25 protein-coding genes are annotated in these 24,268 nt (G+C 27.0%); 10 read left to right on the forward strand and 15 right to left on the reverse strand.

What is annotated here, in order from left to right:
• Window positions 1-2: 2 nt before the first annotated feature.
• From trkA to AC5SL3_RS03500, 3 genes are read right to left on the reverse strand one after another with little or no spacing between them, the layout of a single operon-like run.
• Window positions 3-1,394, reverse strand: a complete 1,392-nt coding sequence (trkA, locus tag AC5SL3_RS03490; RefSeq protein WP_020169387.1) for a Trk system potassium transporter TrkA — start codon at window positions 1,392-1,394, stop codon at window positions 3-5.
• On the reverse strand, window positions 1,395-2,750 hold the full coding sequence (locus tag AC5SL3_RS03495) for a sigma-54-dependent transcriptional regulator (RefSeq protein ID WP_006996968.1): 1,356 nt from the start codon (window positions 2,748-2,750) through the stop codon (window positions 1,395-1,397).
• Window positions 2,750-4,531, reverse strand: coding sequence for a sensor histidine kinase (locus AC5SL3_RS03500; RefSeq protein WP_494577450.1), 1,782 nt, complete (start codon window positions 4,529-4,531; stop codon window positions 2,750-2,752). Before AC5SL3_RS03500 ends, AC5SL3_RS03495 begins: the two co-directional genes overlap by 1 nt.
• Window positions 4,532-4,564: 33 nt before the next feature.
• On the opposite strand from AC5SL3_RS03500, the gene ispD reads away from it, so the two are divergent.
• Genes ispD through AC5SL3_RS03515 form a run of 3 tightly spaced genes read left to right on the forward strand, consistent with a single transcriptional unit; the run spans window position 4,565 to window position 6,634 of the window.
• Window positions 4,565-5,680, forward strand: a complete 1,116-nt coding sequence (gene ispD, locus AC5SL3_RS03505) for a 2-C-methyl-D-erythritol 4-phosphate cytidylyltransferase (RefSeq protein ID WP_494577452.1) — start codon at window positions 4,565-4,567, stop codon at window positions 5,678-5,680.
• Window positions 5,673-6,176, forward strand: coding sequence for a phosphatidylglycerophosphatase A family protein (locus AC5SL3_RS03510; protein WP_494577453.1), 504 nt, complete (start codon window positions 5,673-5,675; stop codon window positions 6,174-6,176). Before ispD ends, AC5SL3_RS03510 begins: the two co-directional genes overlap by 8 nt.
• On the forward strand, window positions 6,143-6,634 hold the full coding sequence (locus AC5SL3_RS03515; RefSeq protein ID WP_494577455.1) for a CinA family protein: 492 nt from the start codon (window positions 6,143-6,145) through the stop codon (window positions 6,632-6,634). The genes AC5SL3_RS03510 and AC5SL3_RS03515 overlap by 34 nt, the downstream gene beginning before the upstream one ends.
• A gap of 17 nt (window positions 6,635-6,651) precedes the next feature.
• Here AC5SL3_RS03515 and AC5SL3_RS03520 read toward each other — a convergent pair whose 3' ends face one another.
• Genes AC5SL3_RS03520 through AC5SL3_RS03555 form a run of 8 tightly spaced genes read right to left on the reverse strand, consistent with a single transcriptional unit; the run spans window position 6,652 to window position 13,090 of the window.
• Window positions 6,652-7,089 carry a type II toxin-antitoxin system RatA family toxin gene (locus AC5SL3_RS03520; RefSeq protein WP_494577457.1) on the reverse strand — a complete coding sequence of 146 codons (438 nt, stop codon included), beginning with the start codon at window positions 7,087-7,089 and terminating at the stop codon, window positions 6,652-6,654.
• A complete protein-coding gene (gene lipA / locus AC5SL3_RS03525) occupies window positions 7,089-8,015 on the reverse strand; it encodes a lipoyl synthase (RefSeq protein ID WP_494577459.1) in 927 nt (308 codons plus the stop codon). The genes AC5SL3_RS03520 and lipA overlap by 1 nt, the downstream gene beginning before the upstream one ends.
• On the reverse strand, window positions 8,005-8,307 hold the full coding sequence (locus AC5SL3_RS03530; RefSeq protein WP_494577461.1) for an FtsB family cell division protein: 303 nt from the start codon (window positions 8,305-8,307) through the stop codon (window positions 8,005-8,007). Before AC5SL3_RS03530 ends, lipA begins: the two co-directional genes overlap by 11 nt.
• Complete coding sequence (gene eno, locus AC5SL3_RS03535; protein ID WP_494577462.1) at window positions 8,307-9,563, reverse strand: phosphopyruvate hydratase; 1,257 nt, start codon at window positions 9,561-9,563, stop codon at window positions 8,307-8,309. Before eno ends, AC5SL3_RS03530 begins: the two co-directional genes overlap by 1 nt.
• Entirely contained in the window at window positions 9,564-10,388 is an 825-nt protein-coding gene (kdsA, locus tag AC5SL3_RS03540) for a 3-deoxy-8-phosphooctulonate synthase (RefSeq protein ID WP_020169378.1), read from the reverse strand.
• Window positions 10,385-12,001, reverse strand: coding sequence for a CTP synthase (pyrG, locus tag AC5SL3_RS03545; RefSeq protein WP_494577465.1), 1,617 nt, complete (start codon window positions 11,999-12,001; stop codon window positions 10,385-10,387). The genes kdsA and pyrG overlap by 4 nt, the downstream gene beginning before the upstream one ends.
• A gap of 40 nt (window positions 12,002-12,041) precedes the next feature.
• A complete protein-coding gene (gene secG / locus AC5SL3_RS03550; RefSeq protein ID WP_020169376.1) occupies window positions 12,042-12,344 on the reverse strand; it encodes a preprotein translocase subunit SecG in 303 nt (100 codons plus the stop codon).
• Between the two features lie 5 nt (window positions 12,345-12,349).
• The gene (locus AC5SL3_RS03555; RefSeq protein WP_494577467.1) at window positions 12,350-13,090 is read right to left on the reverse strand and encodes a triose-phosphate isomerase; all 741 of its coding nucleotides are present in this window, start codon (window positions 13,088-13,090) and stop codon (window positions 12,350-12,352) included.
• A gap of 56 nt (window positions 13,091-13,146) precedes the next feature.
• Here AC5SL3_RS03555 and AC5SL3_RS03560 point away from each other — a divergent pair, with 56 nt between their 5' ends.
• The 7 genes from AC5SL3_RS03560 to gltX all read left to right on the forward strand — a co-directional run bounded on the left by AC5SL3_RS03560 (window position 13,147) and on the right by gltX (window position 20,559).
• Window positions 13,147-14,568: a SurA N-terminal domain-containing protein gene (locus AC5SL3_RS03560; protein ID WP_494577469.1), complete on the forward strand. Its 1,422-nt coding sequence runs from the start codon at window positions 13,147-13,149 to the stop codon at window positions 14,566-14,568.
• On the forward strand, window positions 14,568-16,022 hold the full coding sequence (trpE, locus tag AC5SL3_RS03565; RefSeq protein ID WP_494577471.1) for an anthranilate synthase component I: 1,455 nt from the start codon (window positions 14,568-14,570) through the stop codon (window positions 16,020-16,022). Before AC5SL3_RS03560 ends, trpE begins: the two co-directional genes overlap by 1 nt.
• Window positions 16,022-16,597: an anthranilate synthase component II gene (locus AC5SL3_RS03570; RefSeq protein WP_494577473.1), complete on the forward strand. Its 576-nt coding sequence runs from the start codon at window positions 16,022-16,024 to the stop codon at window positions 16,595-16,597. The genes trpE and AC5SL3_RS03570 overlap by 1 nt, the downstream gene beginning before the upstream one ends.
• On the forward strand, window positions 16,594-17,586 hold the full coding sequence (trpD, locus tag AC5SL3_RS03575) for an anthranilate phosphoribosyltransferase (RefSeq protein ID WP_494577475.1): 993 nt from the start codon (window positions 16,594-16,596) through the stop codon (window positions 17,584-17,586). The genes AC5SL3_RS03570 and trpD overlap by 4 nt, the downstream gene beginning before the upstream one ends.
• The gene (locus AC5SL3_RS03580) at window positions 17,579-18,370 is read left to right on the forward strand and encodes an indole-3-glycerol phosphate synthase TrpC (protein ID WP_494577477.1); all 792 of its coding nucleotides are present in this window, start codon (window positions 17,579-17,581) and stop codon (window positions 18,368-18,370) included. Before trpD ends, AC5SL3_RS03580 begins: the two co-directional genes overlap by 8 nt.
• 88 nt (window positions 18,371-18,458) lie before the next feature.
• Window positions 18,459-19,136, forward strand: a complete 678-nt coding sequence (gene lexA / locus AC5SL3_RS03585; RefSeq protein ID WP_006997000.1) for a transcriptional repressor LexA — start codon at window positions 18,459-18,461, stop codon at window positions 19,134-19,136.
• 22 nt (window positions 19,137-19,158) lie between these two features.
• A complete protein-coding gene (gene gltX / locus AC5SL3_RS03590; protein ID WP_494577479.1) occupies window positions 19,159-20,559 on the forward strand; it encodes a glutamate--tRNA ligase in 1,401 nt (466 codons plus the stop codon).
• Here gltX and lpxB read toward each other — a convergent pair.
• The 4 genes from lpxB to lpxD are packed head-to-tail and all read right to left on the reverse strand — an operon-like array spanning window position 20,536 to window position 24,218.
• Window positions 20,536-21,672, reverse strand: a complete 1,137-nt coding sequence (gene lpxB, locus AC5SL3_RS03595) for a lipid-A-disaccharide synthase (RefSeq protein WP_494577481.1) — start codon at window positions 21,670-21,672, stop codon at window positions 20,536-20,538. The genes gltX and lpxB overlap by 24 nt on opposite strands.
• On the reverse strand, window positions 21,669-22,463 hold the full coding sequence (locus AC5SL3_RS03600) for an LpxI family protein (protein WP_494577483.1): 795 nt from the start codon (window positions 22,461-22,463) through the stop codon (window positions 21,669-21,671). The genes lpxB and AC5SL3_RS03600 overlap by 4 nt, the downstream gene beginning before the upstream one ends.
• 1 nt (window position 22,464) lies before the next feature.
• On the reverse strand, window positions 22,465-23,241 hold the full coding sequence (gene lpxA, locus AC5SL3_RS03605; protein ID WP_271487009.1) for an acyl-ACP--UDP-N-acetylglucosamine O-acyltransferase: 777 nt from the start codon (window positions 23,239-23,241) through the stop codon (window positions 22,465-22,467).
• On the reverse strand, window positions 23,238-24,218 hold the full coding sequence (lpxD, locus tag AC5SL3_RS03610) for a UDP-3-O-(3-hydroxymyristoyl)glucosamine N-acyltransferase (protein ID WP_494577486.1): 981 nt from the start codon (window positions 24,216-24,218) through the stop codon (window positions 23,238-23,240). Before lpxD ends, lpxA begins: the two co-directional genes overlap by 4 nt.
• Window positions 24,219-24,268: the final 50 nt, after the last annotated feature.

A 24,268-nucleotide genomic window follows, 5' to 3' on the forward strand; every position in this document is an offset into this window, starting at 1 on the left:
AATTAAATAGAGCTTATACGAAACATGTTTTCTACAACATGTAAGAAATCTTTATTAGCCAAGAGAACAACAATATCCTCTTTTTTAAATACAAAATTTGATCTAGGAATAATTACTTCTTCACCTCTTAAAACTGCACCTATTCTTATTTCATCTGGTAAGTTAGAATTTTTTAACTCTTTATTTACTAACTCTGAAGTTTCAATAATTTCCGCTTCAATAATCTCATATTCACCATTCAAAATACTATAAGCATTTTCAATAGTGCCTTTGTGAATGTGTTTTAAGATACTTGATACAGTATTCATTCTAGGATCAATAAAATCATCAATTTTTAAAGAAGATTGTAAAAGAGAATAATTAGGCTTGTTAATTAAAGCCATAGTTCTTTTGTCACTTAATTCATCATTATCTTTAGCAAATTTTTCAACCAATACACTTATCATTAAATTGTCTTCGTCGTCATTTGTCAGAGCCAAAACAGTTTGAACCTCTTCTAAATTTGCCTCCAATAAAACTTCTTCATCTAAAGCATCTCCATTTATAACAATTGTGTTATTTAATTGGCTTGCAATAAGTTCTGCTCTTTCCTTAACTTTTTCTATTATTTTAACTCTTGCAGAATCAAAACTTTCTTCTAAATTTTTTGCTAAGTTAAATCCTATATTTCCTCCTCCGATAATCAAAATTTTATTAGAAATTTTTTCTGTATGACCGAAGGCTGCTAAAGTTTCATTCATTTGTGAGGCGTTAATTACAACATAAGCTTTGTCTTCTTTAAGCATTACATCCGTTTTTTTTAATAAAACAAATTTTTCATCTCTAATTACTCCCATTATATTAGAATTAAGTTTTGGAAATTTTTTTGTTAGCTCATTAAGCTTGATGTCTTTTATTGGACAATTTTCATCTATCAAAATCTCAAGCAATCTAATTTTATTATTAGCAAAAGGAACATTATCTAGTGAACCAGGGGCTTCTAGTTTTCTTTGAAGTGACTTTGCTATCTCAATCTCAGGTGATATTATAACATCTATTGGTAAATTTTCTTTATTATAAACTTTTGTGAATTTTGGATTTAAATAATCTTGTGATCTGATCCTTGCTATTTTTTTTGGAACATTAAATATTGAAAATGCAATTTGACATATCAACATGTTAATTTCATCATTACGTGTTACTGCAATAATCATATCAGCTTCGGTTGCGTTTGCCTTTTCTAATATTGATGGATAAGTAGCTTTACCCACAATAGACTTTACATCTAGTGTGTCATCAATCTTTTGTATATCTTCACTTGATTGATCAATTATAGTTATAGAGTGTCCTTGCTCACTTAAAATTTTTGCGATAGTAAAGCCTACTCTACCTGCTCCACAAATTATAATATTCATTTAGTTTAATTCCTTGATCCCTAAACCTTTAAGCTTTCTATGTAAGGCAGATCTTTCCATTCCAATAAAATCAGCAGTTTTTGATATATTGCCATTAAATTTTTTTAGTTGTGTAGTTAAATACTCTTTTTCAAAATTTTCTCTAGCTTCTTTTAATGGTATAGATAAAGAGTTTTCTGATGGTATATTTCTAATATCAGGTGTTTTTAGAGATTCTTTAATAATATTTGAAATTTTATCAGTACTATCAGGCGCAAGTATTGCTATTCTCTCTATTAAATTTCTTAATTCTCTAACATTTCCTGGCCAATCATAATTGAGTAAATATTTATTATTTGTATCAATACTTAGTTTTTTTAAATTATAGTTTGTTGAAATTTTTTCAGAAAAATATTCAACTAACAAAGGTATATCTGAAACCCTGTCTTTTAAAGAGTCGATGTTAATTTCAAATACATTAAGTCGATGATATAAGTCCTCTCTAAAATTACCATTTTCTATTTCTTTTTTTATATCTTTACTAGATGAGCACATAATTCTTACATCAACATTAATATCATGGCTGCCATTAATTCTTCTAAATTTTTGATCTATTAAAACTCTTAAAATTTTAGATTGAGTATCAAGTGGGATTTCAGAAATTTCATCTATTAAAAGTATACCCTTTGTTGATTTCTCTAAAGCGCCATAAGTTATAGAGCCATTATTTTTTTCTTCACCAAATAATTCTAATTCATATTTTTTAATATCAAGTAATGCGCCATTCAGAATAACAAAAGGACCCTTCTGTCTTTTGGATTCTTTATGTATCTTTCTTGCTATCAACTCTTTACCTGAGCCAGTAGGTCCATTGATAAAAATTCTACTTTCAGAAACTGATATTTTATCTATTTGATCTTTTATTTTTTTAATATTGTCACTAACACCAATTAGTTCATAAGAATAAAAAAGTTTACTTTCAAATTCTTTATTCTTATTTTTAAGATTTAAGTTTTCAACAGCTCTATCAACAAAGTTTAATAATCTCTCCTGATTAAAAGGTTTTTCAATAAATTCAAAAGCGCCAGCTTTTAAAGCTTTGATTGCCATTTCAACATTCGCATGCCCTGTAATTATTATAACTGGAATATTTTTATCCTTAGTCTTGATGTGTGATAATAGCTCTAAACCATCATTTTCACTTTTATCTAACTTAACATCTATTATTGCAACATCAGGGAGTTTTTTATCAATCTCATTTAATGCTTGATTATAGTTTGCAGCTAATCTTGTTTTATAACCAGCTTCAATTATTAGGTCATTAATAATGTTTCTAATATCTGCATTATCATCAATAATTAATATTTCAGTACTCATTATTTTGTAAATGTAATTTCAATTTTTGCACCCATTTCAAGTGATATAAAATTTATTTTACCATTATGATCATTTATTATTTTATTAACAATAGATAAACCTAAGCCCGTACCTTTTTTTTTAGTTGTAAAATAAGGATTTAGAATGTCTTTTATATTGTTTTTAAATATTCCAAATCCTAATCCATTATCGATAATTATGAAGTTAATTATTTCCTCATTCTCATTTATAGAGATATCGATTTTTCCATTAAAATTAACATTATCATTTTTCTTATCCTGTATACTTTCAATAGAATTTTTAATTAAATTGAAGAAAACTCTGCTTAATTGTTCACTATCAGAGTTTAAAAGAATTTTAGATTTATTTGATTTAAAATCAATTATTATTTCATTATCTAATTCATTTATTAATTTAATATTATCTTTTATCAAAGAAACTAAGTTGTTATTTTTGAGAATTGGTTTTGGCATTCTTGCAAAATCCGAAAATTCATTAACTAGATTTTCAATTTGTTTAATTTGTTTTCCAATAATCAATAAACTTTTGGAAAAGTCTTCTTTTTCATGATCTGCTACTTTTTCTGAATATTTGCTTTTCAATTTATCAATGGTTAATTGAATAGGTGTGAGTGGATTTTTAATTTCATGAGCTAATTTTCTAGCTAAATTTTCCCAAGCTTCGTGTCTTTCTTTGATTATAATTTTTTCTTGTTGTGATTTTAATTTATCTATCATTAAATTAAAATTTTGATTTAAAGTCTCCATATCTTTATCAGTTTTAATTTCTGGTACTTTAATATCTAGATTACCTTTTCCAATATTAGAAGATGCAATAATTAAATTATTAATAGACCTAAAAAACCTTGATGAAAATCTTATAGCTATTGAAATGGATAAAAATAATAATAATGAAACTATAACAAGATAAATAAATACAAATGATATCTTAATTCCAGTTTGTTTATTTAGAACTGTGTAGTAAAAATTAAGAGCTTCTTGAGATTCTAGTAAATATTGAGAAATTTTTTTATCTAAATACTTAACTATATATAAATACTTACCTTCAAAGTTTTCAAGCTTTATAATGGATGCTGTTTGATTTTTATAAGCATTAATAATCTTAAGTGGTCTTTTATCATTTTGTACCATTTCTAAAGCATCACTTAAAGGAGGTGTATATAAAGTAGTATCTTCTAAAGTTGATAAATATAAATTTCCATTACTTTCAATAATATGGACTTCATCCATACCTCTAATTAGTTTTTGAGTTTTAAGAAAACTTTTAAATTGATTAATATTTGTATTTAAAAAATTGATACTTTTGTTTAAATCAAATGCTATTAAAATGATTTCTGATTGTGTTTTTGTTCTAACTTCTTCAGTATAGCTTTTTGCAATTTCATAAGAATTATTAACAGCTGTTGTTATTTTTTTATCTAAATATTTATCAAGAGCAAATGAAAGGAGAAATAATGAAAATAAAGAAATTAAAATCGAAGGAATTAAAGTAAATAATGCAAAGAATGTTATATATTTTCTATTGGCTTTAGAACCACTTACATCAACATCTATCTTTAAAGAACTTCTTACTTCTGAAAATATCATAAAAAAAAGAAGTATTAACAATGCAATATTTCCAATTAATAATAGTTGGAGATTGTCATCAGATAATTTTAAAAAACTTTTATCAATAAACGTTAAAAAAGTTATAAAACCTATGAATAAAGTAATTAAAAATACTACAATGATAAATATATTTTTTTTAATAAAATCAATCATTTTGAACAATATAATGTGTTATATATTTTTATCATGAATAGTTGCTTTATAATACTTGCTGGAGGTGAAAGTAAAAGATTTAATTCAAATACTCCAAAACCCTACACAAATTATAAAGGTAAACCTTTATTATTGTATTCAATTGATAAAGCTAAAGTTTTTAATAAATTTAATAAAATTGTTCTGGTAGTAAATAAAAAACACAAAAATTTTATCAAGAAACTTAATATTAAAAACATCAAAATTATCACAGGTGGAAAAACAAGAGCAGAGTCTGCTTATAATGCCTTAAAAAGTATTAAAGAAAATAATTTTAAAAATGTAATAATTCATGATGCTGCAAGACCAAATTTTTCTTTAAAACTTTTAAATAAATTAATGAATGAATTAAAATCAAATGATTGTGTAATTCCCGCAATTCAAACTGCAGATACAGTTAAGCAGAAAATATCGAATAATGTTAAAAATTTAAAAAGAGAAAATATTTACTTAATCCAAACACCTCAAGCATTTAACTATAAAAAACTTTTTGAACTTCAAAATAATAAAGGTGAGGAAGTAACTGATGATGCTAACTTATTTGTAAGAGCTGGTAAAAAAATAAAGATCATAAAGGGCGAAACTACTAATAATAAAATTACAATAAATTCAGATATTAAATTTAATAATTTAATAAAATTTGGAATAGGTTTTGATGTTCATAGATTGGTACCTAATAAAAAACTTTATTTAGGTGGAATTAAAATACCTTCGCCCATTGGTACATTAGGTCATTCAGATGGAGATCCTGTATTACACGCTGTTACAGATGCTATACTTGGAGCTTGCTCTATGGGTGATATTGGTGAAAAATTCTCTGATAAGAATAAGAAATTTAAAAATATTCGATCTACAATTTTATTAAGTGAAATCATTAAGCAGATAGTTAAAAAAGGCTACCTAATCAATAATCTTGACATTAATATTATTACTCAAAAACCCAAAATCCAAAAATATAAAAAACAAATATCGAATTGTATTGCAAAAATATGTGATATCTCTCCTGCTCAAATTAATATAAAAGGTAAAACAACTGAAAAATTAGGTGTGATTGGTAAAGAAAAGGCAATAGCCTGTGAAGTGATAGCCTCAGTTATTAAAAATGATTAAATCTATCAACTCATTATTTGTTACAATGTTTGGTCTTGGCAAAATTAAATATATGCCTGGAACTTTTGGGTCACTGGCAACTATAATTATTCTTTATTATCTATTCCACACTTTAAATATTTCATCAAATATAATTTTAGTTGGGTTAATAATAATATTTATTTACTCATTTTATGCAGTTTCAAGTCATATAGAAAATAATGAAAATAAAGATCCTAGTGAAATTATAATTGATGAATTTTTAGGTCAATCAATTCCCATATATCTTTATGAGATATCTCATGGAACAACAAAAGATGGTGGAGAAGCTATTTTTTATTATACATTATTTTTTATTCTTTTTAGATATTTTGATATCATGAAACCATTTCCTGTAAACTTTTTTGATAAAAACTTTAAAAATAGTTTTGGTGTAATTATGGATGATATCTGTGCTGGTTTTTATGTTGTTTTAACCCTTGTGTGTTTCATGATTATAAAGAGCTATATTTTATAATGAAAAATATTGTAAAAAAATTAATCAAAAAAAAACTTAAAATATCTTTTGCTGAGTCTTGCACAGGAGGAATGTTAGCTGCATCTATTACTTCTATTAGTGGTGCATCTAAAGTATTCAACATAGGTCTTATTACCTATTCTAATCAAGCAAAAATCAATATTTTAAAAGTAAATAAAAATATTATTAAAAAATATGGTGCTGTTAGTGCTGAATGTTGTGAGGCTATGGTTAAAAATTTAACAAAGATTTCTAAAGCTCAAATAAATGTATCTGTCACTGGAATTGCAGGTCCTAATGGTGGGACTAAAAATAAACCCATCGGATTAGTCTATATAGGAGTAAAAAGATCCAATAAATTATTGATAACAAAAAATATTTTTAAACAAAAAACAAGAAGCTCAATTCAAAAAGCTTCAGTTAAAAGGGCCTTGGATATTGTTAGCTCTTTAATTTGAGCAGTTTTTTAAATTTTTTATACTGTTTCAGCTCTTTTTTGAAAAGCATCAGCAATTTTATTTAAACCAAATTCAAAAGATTTTTCCATTAACAAATTTAAAAACTTATTTTTAATTTCAAAATCAACATCAAAATAAACCTCAGTGATGTTATTATTTTCTATAAATTTCCAATTATTTTGTAAGTGTTTTAGTGGTCCATCTAAATTAGTAACATTAATCGTGTCATCTTTTTTATTAAATCTAACGTCACTTTTATAAGTATCGCTAAAAGGACCCTTTCCAATTGTTAAATCTGCTATAATTAAAATTTGATTATTTTCTTCTTTTCTATCGTAGACTTTTGAGTCTAGACAAAAAGGGATGAATTCTGGATATTTTTCGATATCCAAAACAAACTCAATAAGTTTATTTTTTTTTTTATTTATACTTCTTTTAACTGATGCCTTAGGCATTAATGATTGTTAATTCTATTTTGTTGAAGTTTAGCAAAATCTTCATCTGCATGATATGAAGATCTAGTTAAAGGTGTCGACGAAACTAATAAAAATCCTTTTGATTTTGCGATAGTTTCTAACTCTTTAAATTCATCTGGATGGTAATAACGATCTAAGGGGTGATGTCTTACAGAGGGTTGTAAGTATTGACCAATGGTTAAAAAATCTACATCAGCTGCTTTTAGATCATCCATCACTTGAATGATCTCCTCTTTATTTTCACCTAATCCAACCATTAATCCTGATTTTGTGAAAACATTTTTATTAACTAATTTTGCATTCTTTAAGAGTTCTAATGATGAAAAATATCTAGAGCCTGGTCTTACTTTTAAATAAAGTCTAGGCACAGTTTCAATGTTATGATTAAAAACATCAGGATTAGCTTCTAGTACTTTTTTATAAGCTTCTCCTTTTCTTAGAAAATCAGGTGTCAAAACCTCAATTGATGTATTAGGATTTCTTTTTCTTGTTTGATCAATTACCTCAAAAAAATGATTTGATCCTCCATCGTCAAGATCATCCCTATCAACAGAAGTGATTACGACATGTTTTAAATTTAATTTTTTTACGGCTTCAGCTATTTTAACGGGTTCTAATGAGTCTAGTTTTCCAGGCCTGCCTGTTTTTACATCACAAAAAGCACATGCTCTTGTGCAAGTATCACCCATTATCATAAATGTTGCATGTCTTTTACTCCAACATTCTGTGATATTTGGACAGTTAGCTTCCTGACATACCGTTACTAAATTATTATTATTAACAATTGTTTTTGTTAGAAAAAACTCTTTACTATTAACAAGTTTAGATCTTATCCAATCAGGTTTTTTTTTGATTGGATTTAAAGGTTTGTTAACTTTTTCTGGATGTCTTGGCTTAGTTGTCATTCTTTTTAATTATATAAAGGGTCTCTCCTTCTTTGCCAAACATAAATTTTTCTCTAATTAAGGTTTCAACATAATCTAGGTCTAATTTAGTACTTAATAGAGAGTTTTTAAATTCAAGCTCTTTGATTTTATTAGATAAATTAGCTTCTTCAATTTTTAAATTAACTAAAATTTCTTTTTTTTTAAAATAAGAAAAAAGGCCTCTTTCACCATCTAGAAGGTTAAAGAAAAAATAAAGTATTAAAAAAGTAGAGATTAATAAAAAATAATTTTTTTTTAATTTACTCAGCATTACTGAATTTTACTCATTGATGCTTTTTTTCCAAGTTCTTCTTCTATACGTAATAATTGATTATATTTTGCAACACGTTCTGATCTAGCTAAAGATCCAGTTTTGATTTGATTTGAATTTGTACCTACGGCCAGGTCTGCTATAAAAGTGTCTTCGCTATCTCCAGATCTATGAGAAATTATTGTTTTATATCCAATAATTTGTGCAAACTTTATAACTTCAAGTGTTTCAGATACCGTACCAATTTGATTGAGTTTAATTAATATAGAGTTTGAAGAATTGTTTAAAAAGCCTTTTTTAAGTCTTTCTAAATTAGTTACATACAAATCATCTCCAACTATTTGCACATTATTAATATTTTTCATTAATTTACTCCATGCCATCCAGTCATTTTCTCCAAATGGATCTTCAATAGATTTAATTTTATATTTATTTATTATCTTTTTATATTCTTTAATAGATTGATCTACCGAAACAAATTTTTTTGAATGAATAGAGTACTTATCTTTTTTGATTAATTCATTTGCCGCCACATCTAAGCAAATCGAAACATCTTTGCCATTTTTAAAACCAGACTTATTAATTGCAGTAACAACTAAATCTAAAGCTTTTTCATTATTACTAATCATTGGAGCAAAGCCCCCCTCATCTCCTACAGATGTTGACAACCCTTTCTTTATAATTAGCTTTTTTAAGTTATTAATTACAACAAAGCATATTCTCATAGCTTCTGAAAAACTCTTAGCTTTATCGGGTCTAATCATGAACTCTTGAATTCTTAATCCGTTATTAGCATGTGCTCCACCATTAATAATATTCATTAATGGATATGGTAATTTATAATTATTTTTTACTAAAAAAGTTTTATACAGTGGAATATTCTTAATCTTTGCTGAAAGCTTTTTAGCAGCCATTGATACAGCTAAAATTGCATTAGCCCCTAAATTTGTTTTTTGCCTAGTACCATCTAGATTAATTAAGATTGTATCAATACGTGTTTGATCATGAATATTTGTGCCTATTAATTTTTTTGAAATTTTCGTATTAACTAAATTGACTGTACCTAAAACACTTTTACCTAAATATTTTTTATTGTTATCGTCTCTTTTTTCAAATGCTTCATAAGTTCCGGTTGAAGCACCCGATGGACAAATGGCAGACGCACTTAATTTTTTTGAATAAACTTCAGCTTCAATTGTGGGGTTTCCTCTACTATCAAAAACTTGACGAGCTTTAATCTTTAAAATCTTACTCATTTATTTTTTAATCAGATTATCTATTTCAAATAATTGAGATAGTAATTTTTCTAATTTATCTAATGGAACCATGTTAGGTCCATCAGATGGAGCATTATCTGGGTCTTGATGCGTTTCAATAAAAACACCTGCAACACCTACAGCAACCGCAGCTCTTGCTAAGTACTCAACAAACTCTCTTTGACCACCACTAGTCTCGCCTAGGCCTCCAGGTTGTTGAACTGAATGTGTGGCATCAAAAATAACAGGATAACCATTTTTTGCCATTATAGGTAGAGATCTCATATCGGAGACAAGAGTATTATAACCAAAGCTTGCTCCTCTTTCTGTAACTAAAATATTATTATTACCCGAGTCTGCAATTTTTTTTGTAACATTAACCATATCCCATGGTGCTAGGAATTGACCTTTTTTAACATTTATAATTTTTCCAGTTTTAGCTGCGGAAATTAATAAATCTGTTTGCCTACATAAAAATGCAGGAATTTGTAATACATCAACATGAGGAGCTACAACCGAACATTGTTCAGCATTATGTATGTCAGTTAATATTGGAACTTTTAATTCTTTTTTAATCTTATCAAAAATAGGTAAAGATTGTTCAAGCCCCATACCTCTTTTTCCTTTTAAACTTGTTCTATTAGCTTTATCAAAAGATGTTTTGTAAACAAAACCCATATTAAACTTAGAAGTTATTTCTTTAATCTTACCAGCCATATCCATAGCATGCTGTTCAGTCTCAAGTTGGCATGGGCCAGCAATAATAAAAATTTTGTTACTATTTGAAATTTCTATATTTCCACAATTAACTTTTATATTTTTCATTTATGATTTTTAGCAGCTTTGATAAACGATGAGAATAAAGGATGTGGTGCTAAAGGTCTAGATTTAAATTCTGGGTGAAATTGAACGGCTATAAACCATGGGTGGTTTTTTAGTTCGACAATCTCTGGTAATTTTTTATCTGGAGATAATCCAGAAAAGATTAGGCCATTTTTTTCAAATTGACCCTTATAATCAATATTAACTTCATATCTATGCCTGTGTCTTTCTTGAATTGATTTTGATTTATAGATTTTTCTAATTAATGAATTCTCTTTTAATTTGGCTTCATAAAGACCAAGTCTCATAGTACCACCAAGATTTTTATCAGTGCCTTTGATTAATTTACCATCTTTATTCCATTCAGAAATTAAGCCAATGATTGGTGTTCCTCCAAATCCAAACTCACTAGATGTGGCCTTCTTTATATTTAACTTATTTCTTGCAAACTCAATAATAGCCATTTGCATACCAAAACAAATTCCAAAGAAAGGAATTTTTTTCTCTCTAGCATATTTAATTGCTTCAATTTTTCCCTCTGTTCCTCTTTTGCCAAATCCACCTGGTATCAAAATTCCAGAAACACCTTTTAATTTTTTTTTAATTTCAGAAATTTTTAAGTTCTCCGAATCTATTCTCACTAAATTAATTTTTGAATTATTATCAATACCACCGTGTGTTAAAGCCTCATCTAATGATTTATAAGCATCTTTGAGTTCTACATATTTTCCTATAACTGCAATATTGATTGTTTTTTTTGTGTGTAGAACAATCTTGGTAATTTTTTTCCAAGGATTTAAATTAACTTTTTTTCTAGATTTTATTTTAAAATATTCAAGAACTTGTTTATCTAAATTTTCTCTATTAAAGCTAATTGGTGCTTCGTAAATGGTTTTAACGTCTACAGTTTGAATTACATTTTCAATTCCAACATTACAGAATAAAGATATCTTTTTTCTATGCTCTAAGGGTATAGGTCTTTCAGATCTACAAATTATTATATCAGGTTGAATACCTAGACTTCTTAATTCTTTAACAGAGTGTTGAGTAGGTTTGGTTTTAATTTCATCTGAAGCTTTAAGATATGGGACTAATGTTAAGTGAATAAATAAAGCATTTTTTTTACCCACATCATTGGAGAATTGTCTGATAGCCTCTACAAAAGGGAGGCTTTCTATGTCACCAACTATTCCACCAATTTCACAAATTACAAAGTCTTCTTTTGATGTATCGCTTTTTATAAAATCTTTAATACGGTCAGTTATATGTGGGATAACTTGAACGGTTTTTCCAAGGTACCCTCCTTTACGTTCTTTTCTTAAAACATCACTGTAAATTTTTCCCGTTGTAATATTGTCAGATTTTTTTGCAGATATTCCAGAAAATCTCTCATAATGACCTAAATCTAAATCTGTTTCCGCACCATCATCTGTTACAAAAACTTCACCATGCTGAAAGGGACTCATCGTTCCTGGATCAACATTTAAATAGGGATCTAATTTTCTTAAACGTACATTAAAACCTCTAGATTGTAACAAGTAAGCAAGGGAAGCTGAGGAAAGACCTTTTCCTAATGAAGAAACCACACCGCCGGTTACAAAAATAAATCGCGCCATGGTATTATCTTATAGCGATTAATTAATGAATTTAAAAGGATTAATTATTATTTTCAGGAATTGAAGGTGTATCACCAGACTTTTCTTCAATGATATCCAAGACTGAAGATGTAGGTGTTAACTCGCCTCTAGATATAATTGTTAGAGCTAAGCTACAAATTATAAATAAAGTTGCAACTACTGCGGTAGCCTTACCCATAAAATTACCTGCAGATCTGGAAAGCATAAAATTATCCTGAGAGACACCTATCCCAAGAGCACCACCTTCTGATTTTTGTACAAGTATCAAAAGTACAAGTATTGTTGCTAGCACTAAGTTGACTACTAATAAAATATTTTCCATGTGGCTTAACTATACGTTTTTTTGACTATATCAATAAATTTTTTAGCACTTTGAGATGCGCCTCCAATCAAAAAACCATCAATATTATTAATGTTTTTTAAGTTTGTAATATTTTCAGGGTTGACTGAACCTCCATATAAAACTTTTGGCAATTTATCTCTAAATTTACTTTTAATAAATTTTATGGTTTTAAAAAGATCATATGATTTTGGAATAATGCCACTGCCAATAGCCCAAACAGGCTCATAAGCAATAAAAATATTAGATTTATTTTTAATATTTTTTAAACCAATTTTAATTTGTTTAGATAAAATTGAACGTGTCTTTTTTTTTCTTTTTTCATTTAAAGTTTCACCAATACAAAAAATAACTTTTAATTTAGCTTCGAGAGCACTTTTTATTTTTAGATTAATTAGTTTATCACTCTCACCTTGTTTTCTATTTTCAGAATGACCAATAATTACAAAATGCGCACCAATGTTTTTTAACATACGGGAATTAACATGGCCAGTGTGAGCACCATAATCTTTGCTTTCATGACAATTTTGTCCACCAATACCAATTTGACAATTATTAAATTTTTTAGCAAAAGAACTTATTAAAGTATTTGGAGGGCAGTAAATTAATCTACCTCCCTTTATTTCTTTAGATTTTGAAAATCTAATAACTTTATCCAATGTATTTAAAGAAGATAAATTCCCATACATTTTCCAATTAGCTACAAAATACATATATTTATTTGTCATAATGAAAAATTTAATCTATAGCTTGGTATTTTAAAGATCAATAAATTAATGAAGTAATGATAAATCCTTTTAAAAATTTTTCTAAAAAGAAAATTGGTGGTCTACTACTAATTTTTGTAATTATAGTAGCTTTTGGTTTTGGTGGTTTTGGTGGAGGATTTAGCACTGGCAATCAAAACAACATAGCTAAGATAAATAATACTAATATTTCTACACAAGATTTTATGGATTATTTAAATGAATCAGGATTAAGCCAACAGGTAATTAAAGAAAATATCGATAAAAATATTATAGAAGAACTTTTATCTACATTAGTATCCACGACTCTTCTTGATCTTGAAATAGAAGAACTTAATCTTTCAATCTCAGAAGACGTATTGATTAGAAAAATTAAAAATAATAAAAATTTCCATGATGAAAATGGATTATTTCAAAGAACATTATATGAAAAATTTTTATTAACAAATAATTCTTCTGCAGCCATGTTTGAAATACGCTTGAAAAATAATGAACTTCAAAAACAATTATTTACCTACATAAGTGGTGGAACAAAATCACCAGAATTTTTAATTAATAAATTTTATAAAGAAAATAACAAAAAATTAGATATCGAATATATCGACCTAAGTACCTTTTATAAAAAAAAGGAAATGTTTACAGATAACGATATTAAGTTTTTTGTTGAAGAAAATGCAGAAAAATTAAAACAAGATTATATTGATTTCTCTTTTGTTGAAATTAGCCCAAAAAACTTACTAGGTATTGATGATTTTAATCAAGCATTTTTTGATAAAATTGACGATATAGAAAACCAAATATCAAAAAATATTGACTTTAAAACTATAGTTAAAAATTTAGATATTTCCCCTACTGAAGTTAACTCATACATAAATCTTGATAATAAAAAAATAATAGAAAATATGATCTATAATTCAAGAGAAGATAAAATTGAAATTCTTGAAAATAATGGTGCTTATATTTTTTACAATATAAATAATTCAATTTCTAAATTGCCAGATCTTGAAAATCCTATATTTAAAGAACAAATTACAAATCTTCTATTTCAAAAAGAAAAGTTTGAATTTAATAAAAATATTTTTGAAAAAATAAATAAAAAAACATTCAATCAAGTGTCATTTGATGAGTTTGGTAAAAACAATATAAAAGAAATTAAGCTAGATTCTATAAATGATACTAAAAAATTTGAGACAAACTCAATTCAAATACTCTATTCTCTTCCTATTAATTCTTTCACATTAATCACAAACAATGAAAATGATGTGTTTATTGCAAAGACTATAAAATACGAAGAAAAAAACATTAACAAAAATTCTGCTAATTTTGGAAAAATATCTTCTGAAGAGGGAGCTCAAAGTAAAAATAATATTTTAAAATCATATGATTTATTTTTAAATAACAGATACCAAGTTGTTGTGAATGAAAAAACACTTGAGCGAGTTAAAAATTATTTTAGATAATGTTAAATAGAAGCTTTAATGATTTTAAGTTTCAACATAAAAGAAACAAAAATCAAATCCTCTACACCACTAGGAAAATAAGAAAAGATGACGAAATCCTAAATCTAATTGATAATTTTCTTTTAGAAAAAAATAGTTTTGTTTTTGAATCCGTAGAAAAGGGAAAAATAAGAGGTAGATACACTATTTTTGGTAAAAACCCTGATAAAATTTGGGAGTTCAATAATAACAATTCATATTTAGTTACAAACAAAACTAAAAAAAGAATTAAAGGAAAACCTGAAAAAATTATAGAAAAGATAATTGAAGAATTTAAATTTAAGATACCATCAGGGCTTCCTCCTATTAGTTCATTAATTTCTGGTTATTTTTCTTATGATTCAATTAGATACATAGAAAAAATTCCAAACAAATGTAGAGATGATTTAAAACTACCTGATGTAAGGCTTTTAAGACCAAGGGTGTTAGTTGTCCACGATAACTTGAAAAAAAAGATTTTTTATATTGTTAATATCTTTAAGGATGAAAAAATTACAAACTATAAGAATAAATACCTTGAAATTGAAAAACAAATAAATGAATTATTAATTCAAGCTTCTCTCCAAAAAAAAGATCTTAATAAAACCATTATGAAAAATATAAAAATTAAATCTAATACAACTAAGCATAAGTTTTTAAAGATGGTGAGCAAAGCTAAAAAATACATAAAAATTGGAGATATTTTTCAAGTCGTCTTAAGTCAAAGGTTTGAAGCTAAATTGTCTAAAAGACCATTAGAAATTTATAAAAAACTTAGAACTACTAACCCATCTCCATTTATGTATTTTTTTAATTTTGATGATTTTCAAATTATAGGTGCTAGTCCAGAAATTTTAGTAAGACTAAGAGATAACAAGATTACTGTTAGACCAATTGCTGGAACTAGACCTAGGGGTAAAGATTTAAAAGAGGATAACTTTTTTGCAAAAGATTTGCTTAAAGATAAAAAAGAACTTTCTGAACATTTGATGCTACTTGACTTGGGTAGAAATGATGCTGGTAAAGTTTCTAAAATAGGAACTGTTAAAGTTACAGATAGTTTTATGATCGAGAAATACTCTCATGTAATGCATATAGTTTCTAATGTGATGGGCATTTATAATAAAAAAATTTCAAAATTTAAATCACTACTTGCTGGATTTCCTGCAGGGACTGTTTCTGGTGCACCTAAAATTAGAGCTATGGAAATTATTGATGAGCTAGAAACCACTAAAAGAAAAGTATATGCTGGAGGTATAGGTTATTTTTCTGCGAATGGTGAGTTTGACACATGCATTGCATTAAGAACTGCTGTTGTAAAAAATAAAAAATTTTATGTCCAAGCTGGTGCAGGAATAGTAGCTGACAGTAATCCAATTAAAGAATACGAAGAAACTGTTAATAAAGCCAAAGCTTTAATGAATGCATTAAAATAATGAAAATTTTATTAATAGATAACTATGATAGTTTTACATTTAACTTATATCACTATGTATCATCACTAGGCGTTAAAGTTGATGTGGTTAGAAATGATAAAATCACCCATACACAAATACTAAAAATTAAATATGACAGAATTATTATATCACCAGGACCAGGTAATCCAAATCAATCAGGAAATTGTATTAAAATAGTAAAAGCACTTTATAGAAAAATACCAATTCTTGGAGTATGTTTAGGTCACCAAATTATTGGCCAAGTTTTCGGTTCAAAAATTATTCAAGCAAAAAAGTTAATGCATGGGAAAACTAGTTTTATAAAATCAAAAAAAATAGGTATACTTAAAAATCTTCCCTCTAAATTTGAAGCTACAAGGTATCACAGTCTTATAGTTGATAAAAAAACGTTATCTGATCATCTTAAAATTACTGCAGAAACTGAAGATGGAATTATAATGGGCATAATGCATAAAGAATATAATATTCACGGTGTTCAATTTCACCCTGAAAGTATAAAAACTACCATTGGAATTAAAATATTAAAAAATTTTATTAATTACAAAAGTAAATGAAAGTTTTCATAGATAAATTAAAAGATAAACAAGATTTATCATTTGCTGAAAGCAAAAATGCTTTTGAAATCCTAATGAATGGCAAAGCTTCAGATGATGAGATTTTTGATTTTTTAACTCTACTTTCATCTAAAGGTGAGAGCTCAGATGAAATTGCTGGAGGGGTTTTTGTTTTAAGAGATAAATCTAAAAGAGTTACCGTTAATGACTGTATTGATACATGTGGAACGGGTGGAGACGGTATGAACACACTTAATATTTCAACCGCTTCAGCACTACTTCTATCTAGTATGGGGATAAAAGTTGCAAAACACGGCAATAAAGCTGTTTCCTCTAAATGTGGTTCAGGAGATGTTTTGGAAGCTTTAAATATTAAGATAGATTTAGAGCCTAAAGATATTGAGGAACAAATTGAAAAAAATAACTTTGGTTTTATGTTTGCACCTAACTATCACAGTGCAATGAGATTTGTTGGTCCTACTCGAAAAAAAATAGGAAAAAGAACAATTTTTAATATGATTGGTCCCTTAAGTAGTCCTGCACTTGTTGACAGACAAGTAATTGGTGTTTTTGATAAAAAACTATTAAAAGTTTTTGCTAATGCTTTGAATAATTTAGATATTAAATTTGCCTGGATTGTAAATAGTGAAGATGGATTAGATGAAATATCACCCTATTCAAAAACTAATATTGTTCAATTAAAAGATGGTAAAATTTCTGAAATATTAATTGATCCTATAAAACTAAATATAGGTGCAAATAAATTTGAAAATTTACTTGGTGATGATGCAAAATTTAACGCAAATAAAATATTAGATATATTTAAAGGTGAGGATAATGATTTTTCAAAGGCTGTTTGTTTAAATGCTGCTGCAGGCCTTATTGTTTCAGAAAAACATACAATTTTTATTGATGCTTATAATGAAGCAAGAACACATATATTGTCAGGAAAAACATACAATGACTTAAGGGAAATTCAAAATGTCTAAAGATGTACTAAAGGAAATTATTAAAAAAAAAATTGAAAAAGTTGATTTATTAAAAAAATCAATTTCATTAAATTCTTTAAATGAACAAATAGATCAAAATAAATCATTTATTAACTTTAAAGATAAAATTCAAAACAACATTGATAATAATAAAATCTCTCTAATTGCAGAAATAAAAAAGGCAAGCCCAACTGCAGGTATCATAATTGATGATTATAACCCTATAGAAATAGCAAAAATCTACAACAACAATAAAGCTACATGTTTATCAATTCTTACTGAAGAAGATTTCTTTCTGGGCAGCCTAAGTGACATTAGTAAAGTGAAAGAAAAAATAAATTTACCCGTTTTATGTAAAGATTTTTTTATTGATAAGTTTCAAGTACCTCTTGCAAAAAGTTATGGTGCGGATGCAATATTAATTATATTAGCTGGTGTCTCTGACGACCTTGCTAATGAATTATATGAAGAAGCAATGAGACTTAATATGTCAATAATTGTTGAGGTCCATACAGTTAAAGAAGCCAAAAAAGCTCTTAACTTTAAAGAAGCATTAATTGGAATAAATAATAGAAATCTTAAAACTTTAAAAACAGATCTTAATACAACTTATGATATCTATAACGTCTTAAGTAATCACTCCTCCCCTTTAATTTCTGAAAGCGGCATTAAAACAAAGGAAGAACTTCTTTCTTTAGAGAACAAAACAGAAATAAAAACTTTTTTAATTGGTGAATCACTTTTAAAAAATTTAAATAAAAATTCTATTTTTTCCGTTCTCTAGTAAAATAAGCCCCTATTTTAAACATTTTTTAGCTATTGCAGAATTAAAAGAACACTTGTAGAACAGATTTTGTACTTTATTTGTTCTTATGCTAACTAAAAAACAAAAAAACTTGCTTTTATTCATCAACAAAAAGTTGAGAGCCTCAGGTGTATCTCCTTCATACGAAGAAATGAAAGATTCTTTAAATTTAAAGTCTAAGTCAGGAATACACAGATTAATAAGTGCCTTAGAAGAAAGAGGTTTTATTAGAAGGTTGGCTCATAAAGCTAGAGCTTTAGAGGTTATAAAACTTCCTGAAACAGCTTCTGCTAATGATATTTACAATAGCTTTTCACCTAGTGTTATCAAGGGTGGTCTAGATACAGAAAATACTAACTTAAATGAAATGGAAATACCTGTATTAGGTAGTATAGCAGCAGGAACACCTGTGGAGGCAATACAAAATGAAGTTTCTCGTATACCTCTTCCAAGCAATCTTGAAAAAAACGGTCAATATTTTGGTCTAAAAGTTCAAGGTGATTCAATGATTGAAGCTGGTATTAATGAAGGTGATACTGTTATCATAAAAAGATCTGACACTGCTGATAATGGTAAAATTGTAGTAGCTTTAATAGATGAACACGAGGCAATGTTGAAAAGAATTAGAAGAAAAGGAAAAACTGTAGCGCTTGAAAGTGCTAATAGAAACTATGAAACCAAAATATTTGGTCCAGATAGAGTAAAAGTACAAGGTGTTCTTGTATCTTTATATAGAAACTTCTAAGAAAATAGTCTAAAAATCATTGATGTCAAAAGTAGCAACAAGATTTGCTCCCTCTCCTACTGGAGCTCTTCATATTGGTGGTGTAAGAACTGCCTTATTCAATTGGCTATATTCTAAAAATAAAAACGGGACCTTTCATTTAAGAATTGAAGATACAGACAAGGAAAGATCTAAAGATGAACACAAAATTCAAATTATCAAGTCTTTAAAATGGATTGGTATTGAGCATGATGGTGATGAATACATTCAATCAACTAAAATTGATGATCATATAAATGTAGCTAATGAACTGCTTAAAAATGGTCATGCTTATAAATGTTATTGTTCAAGTGATGAAATAGAAGAGCAAAAAAAACGAGCGAGACAAAAAAAACTTCCTTATGTTTACAATAGAAAATGTAGAGATCTTCAAGAGTCTAATGCGCCTACAATTATCAAACCAGTAATTAGATTTAAAAGTAAAATTAAAGGAACTTCAGTGCTAAAAGATTTGGTGCAAGGAAATGTTGAAATAGAGAATATTACAATAGAGGATTTTATAATATTAAGAAATGATGGAACGCCAACATATAATTTATCTGCAACCGTTGATGATCATCAAATGAATATGACCCATATCATTAGAGGCGACGATCATAAGATTAATACATTTAAACAAATGCAAATATACTTAGCAATGAAATGGGAAGTTCCTCAATTTGCACATATACCTCTTATTCATACAATAGAAGGTAAAAAATTATCAAAAAGAGATAATGCATCAACTTTAGATGACTACTCCAAAATAGGAATAATGCCCGATGCATTAAGGAATTATTTACTGAGATTGGGCTGGTCTTTTGAAGATAAAGAAATATTTACTCTAGATGAGAGCATTAAGTACTTTAACTTAGAAGGTATAGGAAAATCACCATCTAAACTAGATATGAGTAGAATTCTATCAATGAACGAACATTATATTAAAAATATTGATGAAAATGATTTATTTAATCAACTAATAGAATACTGCAAATTATACAAGAGTGAAATTAAGTCAGATAAAAAAGATAAGATCAAAAAATCTCTAACTTTCTTAAAAAATAAAGCAAAAACATTAGAAGATATATTTAATAATGGTCAATATATTATTGTAGATGAGATAAATTTTAATCAGGATGACATTAAGATCATTGATGATAAGGCAAAAAAAATCATTTCTGCTTTCAATGCTCAATTTGCTATCATAGATAAACTTAGCAAAGAAACATTGGAGCCAATAGTAAATGAACTAATTAAATCAAATAATACAAATTTTAAAGGAGTTGGTCAGCCTTTAAGAATAGCTTTAACAGGTTCAAAATTTGGACCTGGCATATATGATATAATTATTTCACTTGGAAAAGAGGAAGTTATAAAAAGATTAACTAATAAGAAACTTAGTTAATACAGAAGAAGCTTCATCAGAAGATGAGGTTTTTGATCTAATTTTAGTTAAAGTTTCATCACACTCATTGATTTGTTTTTTCATTAATTCTGGATTTTTTAAAAAATAAACAACAGAGTCGTAAATCTCTTTAGCATTACATTCTTTTTGTATTAATTCAGGAATTATTTCTTTGTTGTTAATAATATTGATGATATTAGCAAATTTTGTTTTCACCAACATTTTAACAATTAAAAAATTCAAAAAATTCATTTTATAAATAATTATAGAAGGAACTCTTGCATTACAAATTTCAAGAGAAACAGTTCCAGATTTAGAAACTGCAAAAATAGAATTATTTAAAATTTGTTTTTTAATATTTTCTTCAGAAATAACTTCAACATTTTTTAAATTTATATTATGAATTTTTTCACTAATTAAATTTTTATTATCCTCAGTAGTATGAAAAATAAAAGTAAAATTATTAAATTTTTTATTCATCATATTAATAAAATCTATCAAGATAGGTAAAAGTAAATTAACTTCCGACGATCTACTTCCAGAAAAAAGAGAAATAATTTTTTTATCATTAGATATGATGTTAGTTAGATCTATTTTGTTTTTTGACTCTTCTTCTAGCAACGGATGACCGACAAAAGTATTTGGAATATTTTCTTTATCAAAGTATTTTTTTTCAAAATCAAATAATAATAAAATATGATCTAAAAACTTTTTAAATTTTTTTACTCTGCCCTCACGCCATACCCATACTTGTGGTGCTACATAATGAATAGTTTTTATATCATTGTTTAATTTTTTAACTTTTTCTGCAACTCTTAATGTAAAATCAGGACTATCTACACTAAACAAAATATCTGGATTAAATCTTATTATCTCTTCTACAGTTTTATCTATTTTATTCTTTATCTTAAAAATATTTAATAAAACACTTGTAAAGCCGATGTGGGTAATTTCCTTTAGCTTAAAAATAGATTTTATCCCTAACGAATTTAAATGTGTTCCACCGACACAAGCATATTGAATATTTGGATTATTTTTTTGGACTTTGGATATGACTTTAGAGGCAAGTTTATCTCCAGAGGGTTCACCAGTTAATATAAAAATTTTTTTCATTTTACTGAGATAAACATCTTATTTCTATTCGCAAATTTTATGCATTTGATTTTATCTAAAAAAACATGTTGTTTGTTTTTTATAACAATACCCTTTAAACCAGCAGTCTTACTTTGTTTGATAGTTTTTAATCCTATCGTTGGCAGATCTACTCTCAAGTCTTGTTTTTTTTTGGGAAACTTAACTAATACTCCATGATTTTTAAATATTTTGCTTTTGCTTTTTTCTAGCATTTTTTTAGTCCCACCTTTTCCTTCTATAGAAATCACTTTTTTGTTTCTAACTACAACAGCTTGGCTAAAATTATATTGTCTTAAATTATTTAATGTTTTAATTGCTATTTTAATATCTAATTGATCTTGTTTGTTTGGTTTTATCTTTGAATAATTACCTTTCGTTAAAGATAATTCGGGATTAAATTTAAGAGAATTTTCTGTTTTAATCTTGTTTTGAGCAAATATCTTAATAATTTCTTTAAGTATCGCTGCATCTCCAAGCTTTGAGGCTTTGATTATTCTTGGTATATAATAAATTCCTTTTAAATCTAATTTTAATTTAGAAAAGTTTGGTTTATTTACTTTTCCAGCAAATAAGACTTTTTTACAGTTATTTTCCCTAAGAATATTAATAATTTTACCGAATTGACCCATGGATACAGTAAAAGAATTTTTATCTTTCTTAAATTTCTTTGTTTTTGATAAATCAATTATCAAATATTTTATTTTATTTTTTTTAATTGTTTTTAGAATTTCCTTTGGAAAATCAGTATCACCAAAAATTAATCCTATCATCTTATGAAAATGGTGTGCAAATAGATCTTTTTTTATCTTTTGTTATAAATTTAATTACATCTTTAACTAACGGATTTTCTTGAAAAGAACCATTCAATTTACTTATATTTTCATTAATATTTTTTGTAGCAAAAATTTCTTTGTAAGCGTCACTTAAACCTAAGATATCCTTGTTTTCATACTTAGCTCTTCTCAACCCTATTAAGTTCAATCCTTGCAATGAATTTCTATTTCCAGTAGACAATCCATAAGGTATTACGTCATGTAACACACCCGTCATTCCACCAATCATTGCCATTTTTCCAATCCTAGTGAATTGTTGAACAGCGGAATTGCCGCCAATAACAACATTGTCCTCAATAATTGCATGACCACCTAATGGTACATTATTTGCAATTATTACATTATTACCAACATGACAGTCATGAGCGATATGGGATGAAATCATAAATAAACAATTATTTCCAATAACTGTTTTGCCCCCACCACTAACTGTACCAGGGTTTATTGTTACATACTCTCTAATTTTGTTATTATTACCAATTATTAAATTGGTAGGTTCACCATTGTATTTCAAGTCCTGTGGATCATTAATTGAAACAAAAGGATAAATCTTATTTCCCTTTCCGATTTTAGCACTTACAGAAATATTTACATGAGAATGAATGATAGTATTTTCATCAATTTCTACATTTGGACCAATTACACAATATGGACCAATCTCAACATTTGAAGCTATTTTTGCTTTTGGATCTATTATTGCTGTTTTATGGATCATTTATTATCTTTGATGAATTTTTTTAAATCTTTAGCAGGATAACCCATTTGTTTAGTATTATCAGGAATATTCTTTATAACACCGGATCCACCTCCTATTTGTACATTATTACCAATTTTTAAGTGTCCAGATATTCCTGCTTGACCACCAATCATCACATTATTTCCTAATGTAGAGCTTCCAGCAAATCCAACTTGACCAGCAATGATGCAATTTTCTCCGATCTTATTATTGTGAGCAATATGAACTTGATTATCAATAAAGGTATTCTTGCCAATTACAGTATTAGACAAAGAGCCCCTGTCTATTGTAGATCCACAACCTATTTCACAATTATCTTCAATTATCACAATTCCTATGTGAGGATATCTAGTATTTCCATTTTTATTTGGGAAAAAACCAAAACCTTTTTTTCCAATTACACATCCATCTAAAATATAAACGTTATTTTTAATTAGAGTATTTCTGATGATAACATTAGATCCAATTGAACAATTATCACCAATGATTACATTGCTTTCAATTATTGAATTATGCCCTATTGAAGAATTGAGCCCAATTTTAACATTTTTTCCAACCAATACATTTTGACCATGTTTCACAGTCTTATGTAAAATTGTTTTTTCAATATTTTCAGTTTGAGGATCAAAATCATCAGTAACAGAATCCGGATAAAATATTTTAGTAATTATAGCAGTAGAGATAAGAACATTATCAACCTCTACAGGTTTACAATTATTTGGTAATATACTTGATAATTGCTTAGTAGTTAAACAATAAGCAGCTTTAGTGATTGAAGCCACAGCTTCATATTTTTTTGAATGAAAAAAAGTAATATCTGTATTTGATGCTGTAACAAGATCCTTGATATCTAAAATATTTGTTTCTACATATTTATGTTTATTATTAATATTTGCAGAAATTAAGATATCATCAATTTTTATAGGACCTTTATTCTTAAAAAATGGATTATTCATTAATAAAGTTTTTTATCAAAAATTTTAAAGGTTTGCTTATCAAGAATTAT

This window comes from Candidatus Pelagibacter sp. PS_34 (genome assembly GCF_059417845.1).